Raw genomic sequence first — 15,523 nt, 5'->3', positions numbered from 1 at the left:
TCCTGCCCCTTACATCCCAAAGAGGCCTAGGGCAGGACCGTCGTTTCCCCCGTTGTTTATGGGTTGAGACCGCGACGGGCAAGCCTGCCTGATACAGAGGCCAATAAGAGGATCGTTGGAGAACACATGCTGGGTATCGGAACACTCGCCAAAAAGGTTTTCGGAACACCGAATGACCGCAAAATCAAGGCGACACGGCCGCTGGTTGCAAAGATCAATGCGCTGGAAGAGACGTTCGAAAAGCTTAGCGATGAGGGGCTGAAAGCGAAGACCGAAGAACTGCGCAAGCGGGCGTTGGACGGCGAAAACCTGGACGCTCTGCTGCCAGAGGCCTTTGCCAATGTCCGCGAAGCCGCGCGCAGGGCGCTGGGGTTGCGGGCCTTTGACACCCAGCTGATGGGCGGCATCTTTCTGCACCAGGGTAACATTTCCGAGATGAAAACCGGCGAGGGCAAAACCCTTGTGGCGACCTTCCCGGCCTATCTGAACGCGCTGACTGGGCGCGGTGTCCATGTGGTGACGGTGAACGAATACCTGGCCAAGCGTGACTCGGAATGGATGAGCAAGGTCTTTGACGCCCTTGGCATGACAACCGGCGTGATCTGGTCGGGCCAGCCCGAAGATGAAAAGATGGCCGCTTACAAATGCGACGTCACCTACGCCACCAATAACGAACTTGGCTTTGACTACCTGCGCGACAACATGAAGCCCAGCCTGGACCAGGTGTTCCAGCTACAGCACAATTTTGCCATCGTGGATGAGGTCGACTCGATCCTGATCGACGAGGCCCGCACGCCCCTGATTATCTCTGGCCCGGCCGAAGATCGTTCGGAACTGTATATTTCCATCGACAAGATGATCCCCTTCCTGTCGGAAGAGCATTTTGAGATTGATGAAAAAACCCGCGGTGTGACCTTCACCGAAGAGGGTAACGATTTTCTCGAGAAAACCCTGCGAGAGCATGGGCTTCTGGATGAGGAAGCGTCGCTCTATGATCCCGAGAGCACCACAGTGGTGCATCACGTCAACTCCGCCTTGCGGGCGCACAAGCTGTTCCAGCGCGACAAGGACTACATTGTGCGCGATGGCGAAGTGGTCTTGATTGATGAATTTACTGGCCGGATGATGGCGGGGCGCCGCCTCTCTGAGGGGCTGCACCAGGCGATCGAAGCCAAGGAAGAGGTCACCATCCAGCCGGAAAACACCACGCTGGCCTCGGTTACCTTCCAGAACTATTTCCGCCTTTATGACAAGCTGTCCGGCATGACCGGCACCGCCCTGACCGAAGCCGAAGAATTTACCGAAATCTACGGTCTGGGCGTGGTCGAAGTACCCACCAACAAACCTATTGCCCGTGTCGACGAAGACGACCGCGTCTACCGCACCGCGGTTGAAAAATTTCAGGCTATGGTGGATGAAACCAAAACAGCCCATGCCAAGGGGCAGCCGGTTCTGCTGGGCACCACCTCGATTGAAAAATCAGAACTGCTGAGCCAGATGCTGGAGCGTGAAGGCATCAAACACAATGTGCTGAATGCCCGCCATCACGAGCAGGAAGCGCAGATTGTGGCGGATGCCGGTCGGCTTGGCGCGGTGACAATCGCCACGAATATGGCGGGGCGCGGCACCGATATTCAGCTTGGCGGTAACGTCGATATGATGGTGATGGCCGCGCTAGAGGCCAACCCGGATGCCGATCCTGTCGCCCTGCGCGCCGATGAAGAAGCCAGACACGCGGAAGAAAAGAAAAAGGTCCTTGAGGCCGGCGGTCTCTGTGTGATGGCCTCTGAGCGCCACGAAAGTCGCCGCATCGATAACCAGCTGCGCGGCCGTTCTGGCCGTCAGGGCGATCCGGGGCGCACCTGTTTCTATCTGAGCCTGGAAGACGATCTGATGCGGATCTTTGGCTCGGAACGTCTGGATAAAGTGCTGTCCAGCCTTGGCATGAAGGAAGGCGAGGCGATCATTCACCCCTGGGTGAACAAATCGCTGGAACGCGCCCAGGCCAAGGTCGAAGGCCGTAACTTTGACATGCGTAAAAACGTGCTGAAGTTTGACGATGTGATGAACGATCAGCGGAAGGTGATCTTTGGTCAGCGTCGTGAAATTATGGCCGCCGAGGATCTGTCAGAGATTGTTGGCGACATGCGTGAAGAGGTGATCGAAGAGATGATCGACACCTATATGCCGCCAAAAACCTATGCCGAACAGTGGGATGTCGATGGGCTGCACGCGGCTGTTCTGGAAAAGCTGAGCATGGATGCCCCGGTTGCCGACTGGGCCGCCGAAGAAGGCGTCGATGATGAACAGATGGCTGAGCGCCTGAATGATGCCGCCAATCAGATGATGGCGGAAAAAGCCGAAGCCTTCGGCCCGGAAAGCATGCGCAACATCGAAAAGCAGGTGCTGTTGCAGACCATCGACGCCAAATGGCGTGAACATTTGCTGACACTGGAGCATCTGCGCTCTGTTGTGGGGTTCCGTGGCTATGCGCAGCGCGATCCGCTGAACGAATACAAAAACGAAAGCTTTCAGCTGTTTGAAACCATGCTCGACTCGCTGCGTCAGGATGTGACCCAGCAGCTCAGCCGTGTGCGGCCGATGACCGAGGAAGAGCAGAAAAAAATGCTGGCGGAAATGGCGGCGCGTCAGGCGGCCATGCAGCAGATGGCCCTGGGGGGCGCGCCTGCCCCGGCAGGCACCCCCGAGGATGCGGCACCCGGTTTTGTCGAAGATGATCCACAGACCTGGGGCAACCCTTCGCGCAATGACAAATGCCCCTGCGGGTCTGGTAAAAAGTTCAAACACTGCCACGGGCGCATCACCTAAGCCCCCGGCCAGCAATGATCCTGCCCTGATCGCAGCTGCGGTCAGGGCAGCCATAAAATCCGCGTGAATGACCCCGGCCCTTGGCTGGGGTTAATTCTTTTTGGCCAATCATATTTCCAATGTCGTCACCGCCTGCCCCCCCCCTTGTGACGGGGGTTTTGCAGGCGGAAATGACGGGCGAATGCCTGAATCTCTTCAGGTGGTGGCCATAAACCGGCCTCTTTTACAGCCTTAAATCAAGGCGCCAAATGTAAATGTTGATGCTTGGTTCTGGAGGGTAAGATGCTGAATAAACGTGTCATTCTGATAAGCGCCGCGACTGCCGCCTGTGCTTTGGGAATCGGTTTCATGATGCAGCCTTCTGCGGATCACCAGCCGCAGATGCGACAGGCAGAGGCCGCGCAACCGCAGCTGCCGCAGGATCCGGCTTTGGCTCAACCCGTTGCGATTGAAAAAATTACACTCACCTCGGCCAAGCCGCAGATCTCTGCCCCAGAGGGGGCTGTCCAGGCTGTACCGGCGGTTCCGGTTGCCGGTTGTGCGCTTCAGGCTAAGGGCAAGGCGCTGCCCGGCGCTTTGGTGCAGCTACAGGTTTCTGCTCCCTGTCGTCCGGGGGAACGTATTACCCTGCACCACCAGGGCATGATGGTTACAGAAACGCTGGATGAAGACGGCGCATTGGATCTGGTGGTCCCTGCGCTTGCCAGTACTGCAACCTTTATCGTGGTGCCCTCGTCATCGTCATCGTCTGCTCCGGCTGTCGCGCTGGCCTCGGCGGGTAGGGTTGTCCAAGTGACGGTACCCGATATGGCCAGCGTTGATCGGGTTGTGCTGCAATGGCGCGGCAACAGCGGCTTTGAAATCCATGCACGTGAATTTGGCGCCCAATATGGCGAAGCGGGCCATGTCTGGCATGGTGCGGATCCGGCGCAGGGGGCCGGGCTGTTGCTGCAACTAGGGGATCCGGCGCAATTGGTGCCGCACCTGGCCGAGATCTACAGCTTTAGCCGCGATGCGGATCATGCAGGGGCCAAGGCGGCAGGCGATATCGAAATCAGCATCGAGACCGAAATTACCGAGATCAACTGTGGCCGCGAAATCGCCGCGCAAAGCCTGCGTATGTCGGACGGACGGGTGCAAAGCCGCGATTTAACCCTCACCGTACCAGATTGCAGTGCCACGGGTGACTTTCTGGTGTTGAATAATCTGGTAGAAAACCTGAAAATCGCCTCTAGGTAATTTTCGGCTACTTCAGGATTTCACATGCTCGATTTTCGTGCGGCGGTTTGCGCCGCACTGCTCCTCTTTGTCTCTCCGAAATTCGCGCAGGCGCAGGATGTTACCCTGTCGTCGCCGGATGGTGTGGTTGAAATCACCGGTAACCTGTTGGGATTCGACGGTGAATTCTACCGGGTTGAGACAAAGTTCGGAGAGCTGACCCTGGATGGATCTGGTGTCAGTTGTGACGGGCCGGGCTGCCCCAGCCTGTCTGATTTTGTCGCCGAAGTGACCCTGTCGGGGTCTGCAAACATGGCAGAGGTTCTGCTGCCGGCATTGATCGAAGGCTTTGCACTGCGCAATGGCTATCAAACCCGCCGCGAGACACTGTCCGGCGGTGATTTCGACTATACTCTGCTGCGCCCGGACGGGGCCCCGGCAGCGCGGTTTTCCTTTCTGGTTGGCACAACGGATGATGGCTTTCGTGATCTGATCGCGCAGGAGGCTGATATCGTCATGGCCCTACGCGAGATGCGACCGGGAGAGCAGACCCAGGCCCGTGCGGTGGGGCTTGGTGACATGACCACGGCCAGCCGCAGCAGGATCGTTGCGCTGGATGCCATGGTGCCGGTGGTATCGCGGGAAAACCCGGTGACGCGGATTTCCCTACCGCAACTGGCGGCGGTGTTTTCTGGCGAGATCGACAACTGGCAGGTCCTGGGCGGACCGGATGCACCGATTTCGCTGCATTTGCCAGTGGCGGGATCGGGGATGACCCAGGCCTTTCAAGATCGGGTGCTGGCCGCCTCAGATCGGCAGCTGGCAGGGGGGCTGCGCTATCACGAACGGGAAAAGAATCTGGTACGGCGGGTTGCCACCGATCCTTTTGCGATTGGAATGGCAAGCTTTTCTGACACAGGCACCGCGCGCATGTTGACGCTGACGGGGCCTTGTGGCTTTTCCCTGCGGGCTAATCGCCGCGGGATCAAGACCGAAGACTACCCGCTGACCGCGCCGATGTTTTTGTATCTGCCTCAGCGCCGCCTGCCCAAGGTTGCGCGCGATTTTCTGGGCTATGTGCGCGGTCCGGGGGCACAGATCGTTATTCGCCGCGCCGGGTTTGTCGATCAGGCCCCCGAGATGATTTCACTGAATGCCCAGGGCGACCGGCTGAGCAATGCCATCCTTGCCGCTGGCCCAGAGGTGGATCTGGCAGAGCTGCAGCGGCTGGTACAGGTGCTTTCCGGGTTTCAGCGGCTGAGTATCTCGTTTCGGTTCGAAACCGGATCGGCCCGGCCAGACGCCCAGTCACGCAGCAATATCGCGCAATTGGCCCGGGCGTTGGAAACCGGGTTATATGATGGAAAAACATTGAAATTCGTTGGTTTTTCCGATGGCGAAGGCCCAGCCTCTGGCAACCGTGCCATTGCCATCAAACGGGCAAAAGGGGTGCAGCGGGCGGTGCTGGAAGCGGCAGAGACCATCGGGGTCGAACGTGTAGATCTAGAGGTCGATGGCTTTGGCGAGGCCCTTCCCATGGCCTGCGATGACAGCGACTGGGGCCGACAGGTCAACCGCAGGGTCGAAGTCTGGGTGCGCTAGCGTCATTTGGCGCGGCCTTGCCGTGCGGTGGCACTATAGCAGGCCTTCGCTGCGAAAGCTGAGCTCTGCGGCGCTGCCGATGATAAGGTGGTCATGCAGGACAATCCCCAAGGGAGAGAGCGCCTGATTGACCCGTTCGGTCATGTCAATGTCACTGGCCGAGGGCGAAGGATCGCCCGATGGGTGATTATGCACCAGAATCACCGCACTGGCATTGAGATCAAGAGCCCGTTTGGCCACTTCGCGCGGGTAGACGGGTACGTGATCGACGGTGCCACGCGCCTGTTCCTCATCCGCGATCAGGCAGTTCTTGCGGTCCAGAAACAGCACCCGAAAATGCTCGGTACTGCGATGGGCCATTGCCGTGTGGCAATAGTCCAGCAGGGCGTCCCAGCTGGAAATTACCTGCCGCCGCATCACCTTGGCGCGGGCCATGCGTTGGGCGGCGGCCTCCAGCACCTTGAGATCGGTGATCAAGGCTTCGCCGACACCTTTAACCTGGGCCAACCGTTCCGGGCGGGCGCTTACAACCCGGCTGAAATCGCCAAACTGTTTCAGCAGCTGATGCGCTAGCGGTTTGACGTCCTGCCGCGGTAGCGATCGAAACAGCACCAGTTCCAACAGTTCGTAATCGGGCATGGCAGCGGCGCCCCCGTCGCGAAACCGGTCCCGCAGCCGACTGCGGTGATCTTTGATGTAGGAGGGCAGGCGACCGGTGGAGAGAGCCGCACCGGCTGTGGCCGGGCGGTCCCCGGTCAGGGGGGCATCTGGAAACAGGGGCAGGGTGGCTGCATTGCGTGTCTTACCCTGTGCCATGATTCCTTTCCTTTGCGGATGCAGAGGCTTTCAGCTTAGGCGGACAGAGAGAGTGGCAAAAGAAAAACGCCCCCGGAGGGGCGCTTTTGATGGTAGCATTTTGATTGAGCGCCGAAACGCCAGACGAAGGCGTTTCCGGGATGGCCGCTTACCCCTTCATGCCGTCCCAAAAGCCCTTGACCGAGGAAAAGAAGCTGCGGGATTCGGGGTTGGTGGTGTCTTCCGACAGATCCTCGAATTCGCGCAGAATGTCCTTTTGCCGGGCGGTCAGATTCACCGGGGTTTCCACCGCCAGTTCGATGAACATATCGCCAACACCGCCGCCACGCAGGGCGGGCATGCCCTTGCTGCGCAGGCGCATCTGGCGGCCGGACTGGCTGCCTTCGGGTATCTGGACCCGTCCACGGCCACCGTCGATGGTGGGCACCTCTATGGCGCCGCCCAGGGCCGCTTTGGCCATCGAGACGGGTACCCGGCAATACAGATTGTTGCCGTCACGTTCAAACAGACCGTGTGGCGCTACCTCGACAAAGATGTAGAGATCGCCCGGAGGCCCACCGCGCAGGCCAGCTTCGCCTTCGCCAGCAAGGCGAATGCGGGTGCCGGTTTCCACGCCGGCCGGGATGTTCACCGAGAGGGAGCGATCCTTTTCGGTGCGGCCATGGCCATGGCAGGATTTACAGGGGTTCTTGATGATCTGGCCCAGCCCCGAGCAGGTCGGGCAGCTGCGTTCTACCGTGAAAAACCCCTGCTGGGCGCGTACTTTACCCATGCCCGAGCAGGTCGGACAGGTGGTTGGCTCGACCCCACCTTCGGCGCCGGATCCGTCGCAGGCGGTACAGGCCACTGAGGTGGGCACCTTGATGGTCTTGTGCAGCCCGGAATAGGCCTCCTCCAGAGAGACCCGCAGGTTGTAGCGCAGATCAGCCCCGCGAGAGGCGCGTTGACGCCCGCCGCCCGGAGCACCACCACGGCCCCCCATGAAATCGCCAAACAGGTCGTCAAAGACATCAGAGAAGGCAGATGAGAAGTCGCCATTGCCGCCACCTGGGCCGCCGGGACCACGGCCACCGCCGCCACCGCCCATGCCGTTTTCAAAGGCAGCGTGACCAAAGCGATCATAGGCGGCCTTTTTCTCAGCGTTTTTCAGGACGTCATAGGCCTCGTTGGCCTCTTTAAACTGTGCTTCCGCATCCGGGTTATCGCTGTTGCTGTCCGGATGCAGTTCTTTGGCCTTCTTGCGAAAGCCCTTCTTGATTTCATCAGCGCTGGCGCCTTTGGCTACGCCGAGAATCTCGTAGTAATCGCGTTTCGACATCGGTTTACCCCTGCTGCCTCAACGACAACGAGCCGGCCCGTGCTCGGACCGGCCCGTTGCGGCCAAGTGTTCAGACCTTAGCGCTTGTCGCCGTCCAGATCTTCGAATTCGGCATCAACGATGTCATCATCGCCGGGGCCTTCATTGCTGTCGGCAGCAGATGGCTCTTCACCGCTCTCTTCCTGAGCAGCCTTGTAGATGGCTTCGCCCAGACGCATGGAGGCCTCGGTGACGTTCTGGATGCCTGCCTTGATCTTTTCGGCGTTGACATTTTCGCCTTCCAGATCGTCGCGCAGAGCAGCCAGGGCCAGCTCGATGGCTTCGACGGTGGAGGGATCCACTTTTTCGCCATGCTCTTCGACGTGCTTTTCGGTCGAATGGATCAGGCTTTCGGCCTGGTTGCGGGCTTCGATCAGCTCGCGACGTTCCTTATCGGCCTCGGCATTGTCTTCGGCGTCTTTGACCATCTGGTCGATGTCAGCGTCGGACAGACCACCGGAAGCCTGGATGGTGATGACCTGCTCTTTGCCGGTGCCTTTGTCCTTGGCCGAAACCGACACAATGCCGTTGGCGTCGATGTCAAAGGTCACTTCGATCTGTGGCAGGCCGCGAGGTGCCGGTGGGATTTCTTCCAGATTGAACTGGCCCAGCATCTTGTTGTCAGCCGCCATTTCGCGCTCACCCTGGAAAACCCGGATGGTCACAGCCGACTGGTTGTCTTCGGCGGTCGAGAAGACCTGAGACTTTTTGGTCGGGATGGTGGTGTTGCGGTCGATCAGGCGGGTGAAGACACCGCCCAGAGTTTCGATGCCCAGGGACAGCGGGGTCACGTCGAGCAGAACAACGTCTTTGACGTCACCTTGCAGAACACCGGCCTGAATGGCAGCACCCATGGCAACCACTTCGTCAGGGTTCACACCTTTGTGTGGCTCCTTACCGAAGAATTTGGTTACCTCTTCAAAGACTTTTGGCATCCGGGTCATACCGCCGACCAGAACGACTTCGTCGATGTCAGAGGCGGACAGACCGGCGTCTTTCAGAGCGGCGGCGCAGGGCTTCATCGACGCCTTGATCAGGTCGTTTACTAGGCTTTCCAGCTTGGCACGGGTCAGTTTGATGACCAGGTGCAGCGGCTGGCCCGAGGAAGGATCCATCGAGATGAAGGGCTGGTTGATTTCGGTCTGGCTGGAAGAGGACAGCTCGATCTTGGCTTTCTCAGCGGCTTCTTTCAGACGCTGCAGTGCCATCTTGTCTTTGGTCAGGTCAACGCCGTGTTCTTTTTTGAATTCGCCCGCCAGGTAGTTGACGATGCGCATGTCAAAATCTTCACCGCCAAGGAAGGTGTCGCCGTTGGTGGATTTCACTTCGAACAAGCCATCGTCGATTTCCAGGATGGTCACGTCGAAGGTACCACCACCAAGGTCATAAACCGCGATGGTCTGGGTTTCTTCCTTGTCGAGCCCATAGGCCAGCGCAGCGGCTGTTGGCTCGTTGATGATGCGCAGCACTTCGAGGCCAGCAATCTTGCCGGCATCTTTGGTGGCCTGACGCTGGGCGTCGTTGAAATAGGCAGGAACGGTGATCACGGCCTGTGTCACCTCTTCGCCGAGATAGGACTCGGCGGTTTCTTTCATCTTACCGAGGATGAAGGCAGAAATCTGCGAAGGGGAGTATTTCTCACCCTTGGATTCAACCCATGCATCGCCATTGCCACCGTTCACCAGGGCAAAGGGCAGGTTCTTTTTGTCTTTGGCCAGGTCTTCGTCGTTGAAGCGACGACCGATCAGACGCTTGACACCAAAGACGGTGTTTTCAGGGTTGGTTACAGCTTGACGCTTGGCAGCCTGGCCGACCAGACGCTCGTCGTCGGTGAAGGCAACAATCGATGGTGTGGTGCGTGCGCCTTCGGCGTTTTCGATAACGCGCGGCTGCGACCCATCCATGATGGCGATACAAGAGTTGGTGGTTCCGAGGTCGATCCCGATAACTTTGCTCATTTTGATCCCTTTACTTACTAAGGCGATTACCCGCGGCCTGAACCCGTTGTGGCATCCAGGCCCCGATTTTGTTGCAGTGGGGTCTGCACCTCACTGCGTCACGGCGTATATAGGGAGCAGAAATTGCCCCTGCAACCGCCTGAACGCATCGAGAATTGCGATTCAGTGCGCTTTTTTGCACGGGAGAGGGTTAAGAACGGGCTAATCACCATGAGCATGCTGCGATTGCGTGGGTTTGAAATTCACAAAGGGTATCTGGGTCCTGCGGCGCAGCGCACCCTGATCGAGGTGTTGCGACCGATTCTGCGGGCGGCACCGCTGTTTTCGCCTGCGGTGCCAGGTGGCGGCAAGATGTCGGTGCGGATGACCTCGGCTGGCGATTTTGGCTGGTATGCCGACGCGGCTGGATACCGCTATGCCGATTGCCACCCCAAGGGTCAGGCCTGGCCAGATATCCCGCAGCCGGTACTGGATATCTGGCAGGATCTCACCGGATTGGAGCGGCAGCCAGAGTCCTGTTTGCTGAATTACTATGGCAAGGATGCCAGGATGGGGCTGCATCAGGACAAGGACGAGGCGGATTATTCCTATCCCGTGGTGTCGATCAGCCTGGGCGATGACGGGCTGTTTCGCATGGGCGACACCCGCCGAGGTGGGGCGACGGATCGGCTCTGGTTGAATTCAGGCGATGTGGTGGTGATGGGCGGCGCGGCGCGGCTGAATTATCATGGGGTGGACAGGATCCGCTTTGGCTCTTCCCGGTTGCTGCCCAAGGGCGGGCGGATCAATCTGACGCTGCGGGTGGTGACCTGAGCCCCCGCCAAGCCCCGCAGCGGGACCGGGGGCGCGCGGCATGACCTCTCAATGGAAAGGGCGTGCTGCCACAAACCTGTGTTTCAGGTTTATGGACGAACGCTTTGAACATGCAAAATCAAAGCAGGAGAGCCAGTCGCGTGACCGCACATAAAGGCGATACGTTTCAGCGCCGTGCGTTCCAGCTGATAGAGGCATGGCGGCGGGTATAGAATTCACCCATCAAGCCAATCATGACCAGCGCCAGCGCCACCCAGGCGGCATATTGCCAGCTGCTGAAATGCGGGTTGTAGTTGATAAAAGTATAGCCCCTTGCCTGATCGATGCAGTGAAACAGCGGGTTCCAATCAAACATCGCCAGCATAGAGCTGGGCAGGGTATTGGCCAAAAACATCTTGCCCGAGGCAATCATATTTGCCCGCTGGTAGACAGTTGTCAAAATGCCAACCGTTCCGGGGGACCAGGGTTTGAGTACCAGAAACACCAGCCCGACCGCCGCACCGGTGAACCAGGCCAGCAGCACCATGCCGTAAGCCTGGATAGGCTGTTCAATTTCTAGTGGGGTAAAGGCCACATGATAGACAAAGAGGATGAGGAACAGCGAAACCGTCTGAATATAAAGCGAGCCAATCGCCGCCGAGAGAATCGCCACCATGGTATTCATCGGCGCATGCTGCATCATCGGGCTGGCAGGGCCTTCGGCACCGGCCACGGCCCCAACGGTTTTCGTATGGGTCAGAAACAGAAAGATGCCCGACATCACGTAGAGCAGGAAATCCCCCCGGATCGCCGAGCCACGCAGCCCGATCACTGCAAACATCACGTAGAACAGGGCAACAAAGATCACCGCCTGCATGATGTTCATCGCCAGGGCGATCAGCGCATTGTTATGCTTGGAACGGACGCTGCGCACGATAGAGTGGAATACTACTTCCAGCAGCGAAATGGCGCTGTAAAACCTCGTCTCTTCGGGGCGAACCTGAAACATTTTGCCTGCGATCTGTGCTGTGGCCACACGAGCCTGCTGATAACTGAACGGACTTCTTGCTGATCCATCCTGTAATCAGCATAAGGGGGCAGAGAAAAATTTTCAATTAACCCGTTCAACGTGGGGGCTGTGCATGACCTATGAAGCACTAATTCCGGTGATCCGTCGCCTGGCAATCGAAGCTGGCGACAAGATCATGGAAATCTACAATTCCGACGATTTTGACGTAAAGGTAAAGTCTGACGACAGCCCGGTGACCGCTGCGGACGAGGCAGCCGATGCCCTGATCTCGGCCGGTCTGCGCAGTGCCTTCCCTGACATAATGCTAGTGACCGAGGAGCAATCCGAATCGCACAAGACGCGTGGCGATACCTTCCTGATCGTGGATCCGCTGGATGGCACCAAAGAATTCATCCACCGCCGTGGTGATTTCACTGTGAATATTGCCTTGGTTGAAAAAGGTGTACCCACCCGTGGTGTTGTCTATGCGCCTGCGAAACAGCGGATGTTCTTTACCCTGGCGGATGGCTCTACCGTGGAAGAAACCAGCGCAGCCGGCGTCTTTGATCCGCAGGTGATCGGCGAGACCCGCGTCCTGAGCGTTGCACAAAGCGACAATACCGCGCTGATGGTGGTGGCGTCGAAATCGCACCGCGATCAGGCGACAGAGGACTACATTGGCAAGTATAACGTCAAAGACAGCAAGAGCGCGGGATCTTCCTTGAAGTTCTGCCTGGTGGCCACAGGCGAGGCGGATATCTACCCCCGCGTTGGCCGCACCATGGAATGGGATACCGCTGCAGGCCACGCGGTCTTGTCTGGTGCGGGCGGCAAAGTGGTACGCTTTGACGATCATTCGCCGCTGCTCTACGGCAAAGAGGATTATGCCAATCCCTTTTTCATTGCCTATGCCCCTGATGTTGAACTGAAAGAAGCCTGATGTCCGTCCTGATCGTCATCCCTGCCCGCTATGCCTCGACGCGCTACCCCGGCAAACCGCTGGTCGCATTGACCGGGGCGAGCGGTGAAAAGCGCAGCTTGATTGAACGGTCCTGGCGTGCTGCCTGTGCGGTGCAGGGGGTCGATCGGGTGGTGGTGGCAACGGATGATGACCGCATCCGTCAGGCCGCCGAAGGCTTTGGTGCCGAGGTGGTGATGACCGCCGAAAGCTGTGGCAATGGCACCGAACGCTGCGCCGAAGCCCATGCCGCCTTGGGCGGCGGCTATGAGGTGGTGGTAAATCTGCAGGGCGATGCGCCGCTGACCCCGCATTGGTTTATCGAAGACCTGGTCAAGGGGCTGCGCGCTGCGCCTGAAATGGGCCTGGCAACGCCGGTGCTGCAATGTGACGGCGCAACGCTGAACAGCCTGCTGGCTGATCGGGCGGCGGGGCGCGTTGGCGGTACCACTGCGGTTTTTGGCCGCGATCGCAGCGGGCTGTATTTCTCCAAGGAGGTGGTACCTTTTTGCGCTGAACAGTTCGCCGCCGAAGACCTGACGCCGGTCTTTCATCATGTCGGGGTCTATGCCTATCGGCCGGATGCCCTGGCGGATTATCCCAGCTGGCCGGTTGGCCCGCTGGAACAGCTGGAAGGGCTGGAGCAGCTGCGCTTCCTGGAAAATGGCCGCAAGATTCTCTGTGTTGAGGTTTCCGCGCGCGGGCGAGAGTTCTGGGAGCTGAACAATCCCGAAGATGTGGCGCGACTAGAGGCGATGATGGCGAAAATGGGTGAAAATTAGCGTAAATATTCCCTGAAATGAGCAGGTTTTGTCTCGTTTTGCCGCGCTGTAGTTGAGATCAGTCATGGATTCGGTTCACAATAATGATAGGGGAGGCTCAGGCCTTCCCTGCATGAATGTTGGGCGCGGCCGATGGCGAGACAATGAATGTGGAGCGCTTGTATTGCGGACTGATCGGTAGACGTCCTGTGATATTTGACCAAATTATTGATGTGAAAGAGTGAGAACTCCATGCGTAAAAAAGTAACAAAAGCAATTTTCCCGGTGGCCGGTCTGGGCACGCGTTTTTTGCCGGCAACCAAATCGGTCCCCAAAGAGATCATGACACTGGTTGACCGTCCCTTGGTGCAATATGCCATCGACGAGGCCCGCGCGGCTGGCATTAAGGAGTTCATTTTTGTTACCTCGCGCGGCAAGGGCGCGCTGGAGGATTATTTTGATCACTCTCCAGTGCTGGAACAGGAGCTGCGCAAAAAGGGCAAGGACCAACTGCTGGAGGTGTTGAAAGACACCTATATGGATAGCGGCGCCATCGCCTATATTCGCCAGCACCGCGCCATGGGGCTCGGCCATGCTGTTTGGTGCGCCCGTCGCCTGATTGCCAATGAACCCTTTGCAGTGATTCTGCCGGATGACGTCATCGCCGCCGAGAAACCCTGCTTGCAGCAGATGGTTGAAGCCTACGACGAAACCGGTGGCAATATGGTTGCAGCTATGGAAGTGGCCCCGGAACAGACCAGCTCTTACGGGGTGCTGGATGTTGCCGAAGATCACGGCTCTGTCGTGTCGGTCAAGGGTATGGTGGAAAAGCCCAAAGCCTCTGAGGCGCCGTCGAACCTGGCGGTGATCGGGCGCTATATCCTTGGGCCATCGGTGCTGCGTAACCTGCGCCAGATGAAATCTGGGGCTGGTGGGGAAATCCAGCTGACCGATGCGATCGCCCAGGATATTGGCTCGGATGTGCCGGTTTCGGGTTTCCGTTTCGAGGGCGAGCGCTTTGACTGCGGCTCCAAGGCCGGGTTCCTGCAGGCGACGGTGTCCTTTGCCCTGTCCCGTCCTGATTTGCGCGACGATCTGATGGCGCATCTGAACAAGGTCACCCAGATCGACAAGGCCGCTGAATAAGCGAGACGGCGGAACGCTTTAGATGAAAACATCTATTGATCGCATGCCCGCAGTGACCAATAGATACCAGGGCTGTGAAAGGCGTAAATCAACGTGACGACTGTTCTTGTGACCGGCGGTGCCGGCTATATCGGATCTCATGCCTGTAAGGCGCTAAGAGCGGCGGGATACACACCTGTCACCTATGATAACCTGGTAACCGGTTGGAAAGATGCGGTTAAATTTGGTCCCTTTGAACAGGGGGATCTGAAGGATCGTGCCCGGCTGGACGAGGTCTTTGCCAAGTACAAGCCGGTGGCAGTGATGCATTTTGCCGCCCTTAGCCAGGTTGGCGAAGCCATGAGCGAACCGGGCCGTTACTGGGCGAATAATACCGGTGGCTCGCTTAACCTGATCGAGGCAGCCGTGGCGGCGGGCTGTCTGAACTTTGTCTTTTCTTCCACCTGCGCCACCTATGGTGAACACGACAACGTGGTCCTGGATGAAAACACGCCGCAACTGCCGCTGAATGCCTATGGTGCCTCTAAACGTGCGGTCGAAGATATCCTGCAGGATTTTGGCGCCTCTGCCGGGCTGAATTCGGTGATCTTCCGCTATTTCAACGTGGCCGGTGCCGACCCCGAGGCCGAGGTGGGTGAATTCCACCGCCCCGAGACCCATCTGGTGCCACTGGTGCTGGATGCGATCGACGGCAAGCGCGACGCGCTGACCATCTTTGGTACCGATTACGACACGCCTGATGGCACCTGCATCCGTGATTATGTGCATGTCTGCGATCTGGTTGATGCGCATGTTCTGGGCCTGAAGTGGCTAGAGGATGGCAAGGGCAGCCAGGTGTTCAACCTGGGCACCGGCAGCGGCTTTTCGGTGCGCGAAGTCATGGACCGTGGCGCTGCGGTTACGGGCCGCCCGGTGCCTTGCAATACCGGCCCGCGCCGGGCTGGTGACTGTACCAAATTGGTGTCTGGCTCGACCCGCGCGGTCACCGATCTGGGCTGGGAACCGCGCCGGTCAACCCTGGATACCATGATTGCCGACGCCTGGGCCTGGCACCAGACGGGCCACTACGAGGCCTGA

Annotated in this window: 12 protein-coding genes; 8 read left to right on the top strand and 4 right to left on the bottom strand. The window is 58.5% G+C overall.

The features are described 5' to 3' along the window. Positions 1–126 precede the first annotated feature (126 nt). The 3 genes from secA (at position 127) to ACN0VH_RS06940 (ending at position 5,649) form a co-directional block, all read left to right on the top strand. A complete protein-coding gene (gene secA / locus ACN0VH_RS06950; RefSeq protein WP_417700091.1) occupies positions 127–2,829 on the top strand; it encodes a preprotein translocase subunit SecA in 2,703 nt (900 codons plus the stop codon). A 282-nt stretch (positions 2,830–3,111) separates the two neighbouring features. Next, positions 3,112–4,068 carry a hypothetical protein gene (locus tag ACN0VH_RS06945; RefSeq protein ID WP_417700090.1) on the top strand — a complete coding sequence of 319 codons (957 nt, stop codon included), beginning with the start codon at positions 3,112–3,114 and terminating at the stop codon, positions 4,066–4,068. Positions 4,069–4,092: 24 nt separating this feature from the next. Then, positions 4,093–5,649, top strand: coding sequence for a phosphate ABC transporter substrate-binding/OmpA family protein (locus tag ACN0VH_RS06940; RefSeq protein WP_278922247.1), 1,557 nt, complete (start codon positions 4,093–4,095; stop codon positions 5,647–5,649). A gap of 33 nt (positions 5,650–5,682) precedes the next feature. Here the strand turns inward: ACN0VH_RS06940 and radC are convergent, their stop codons facing one another. The 3 genes from radC to dnaK form a co-directional block, all read right to left on the bottom strand. Beyond that, a complete protein-coding gene (radC, locus tag ACN0VH_RS06935) occupies positions 5,683–6,465 on the bottom strand; it encodes a RadC family protein (protein WP_417700089.1) in 783 nt (260 codons plus the stop codon). 148 nt (positions 6,466–6,613) lie between these two features. After that, on the bottom strand, positions 6,614–7,783 hold the full coding sequence (dnaJ, locus tag ACN0VH_RS06930) for a molecular chaperone DnaJ (protein WP_278922249.1): 1,170 nt from the start codon (positions 7,781–7,783) through the stop codon (positions 6,614–6,616). Between the two features lie 77 nt (positions 7,784–7,860). Further along, a complete protein-coding gene (gene dnaK, locus ACN0VH_RS06925) occupies positions 7,861–9,780 on the bottom strand; it encodes a molecular chaperone DnaK (RefSeq protein ID WP_278922250.1) in 1,920 nt (639 codons plus the stop codon). A gap of 210 nt (positions 9,781–9,990) precedes the next feature. Between dnaK and ACN0VH_RS06920 the strand changes: the two genes are divergently transcribed. After that, the gene (locus ACN0VH_RS06920) at positions 9,991–10,593 is read left to right on the top strand and encodes an alpha-ketoglutarate-dependent dioxygenase AlkB family protein (RefSeq protein WP_417700087.1); all 603 of its coding nucleotides are present in this window, start codon (positions 9,991–9,993) and stop codon (positions 10,591–10,593) included. A gap of 166 nt (positions 10,594–10,759) precedes the next feature. Here the strand turns inward: ACN0VH_RS06920 and ACN0VH_RS06915 are convergent, their stop codons facing one another. Then, on the bottom strand, positions 10,760–11,581 hold the full coding sequence (locus tag ACN0VH_RS06915) for an ABC transporter permease (RefSeq protein ID WP_278922356.1): 822 nt from the start codon (positions 11,579–11,581) through the stop codon (positions 10,760–10,762). 133 nt (positions 11,582–11,714) lie between these two features. Between ACN0VH_RS06915 and cysQ the strand changes: the two genes are divergently transcribed. From cysQ to galE, 4 genes are all read left to right on the top strand, one after another. Continuing rightward, positions 11,715–12,521, top strand: a complete 807-nt coding sequence (gene cysQ, locus ACN0VH_RS06910; RefSeq protein ID WP_278922252.1) for a 3'(2'),5'-bisphosphate nucleotidase CysQ — start codon at positions 11,715–11,717, stop codon at positions 12,519–12,521. After that, positions 12,521–13,321: a 3-deoxy-manno-octulosonate cytidylyltransferase gene (locus tag ACN0VH_RS06905; RefSeq protein ID WP_278922253.1), complete on the top strand. Its 801-nt coding sequence runs from the start codon at positions 12,521–12,523 to the stop codon at positions 13,319–13,321. The genes cysQ and ACN0VH_RS06905 overlap by 1 nt, the downstream gene beginning before the upstream one ends. 231 nt (positions 13,322–13,552) lie before the next feature. Next, positions 13,553–14,446 carry a UTP--glucose-1-phosphate uridylyltransferase GalU gene (galU, locus tag ACN0VH_RS06900; protein ID WP_278922254.1) on the top strand — a complete coding sequence of 298 codons (894 nt, stop codon included), beginning with the start codon at positions 13,553–13,555 and terminating at the stop codon, positions 14,444–14,446. A 93-nt stretch (positions 14,447–14,539) separates the two neighbouring features. Next, a complete protein-coding gene (gene galE / locus ACN0VH_RS06895) occupies positions 14,540–15,523 on the top strand; it encodes a UDP-glucose 4-epimerase GalE (RefSeq protein ID WP_417700085.1) in 984 nt (327 codons plus the stop codon).

Source organism: Pseudophaeobacter sp., assembly GCF_048267565.1.
Classification (GTDB): Bacteria; Pseudomonadota; Alphaproteobacteria; order Rhodobacterales; family Rhodobacteraceae; genus Pseudophaeobacter; species Pseudophaeobacter profundi.
The sequence above is the reverse complement of the archived record's forward strand: the minus strand, read 5'-3'. Positions and strand labels throughout refer to the sequence as shown.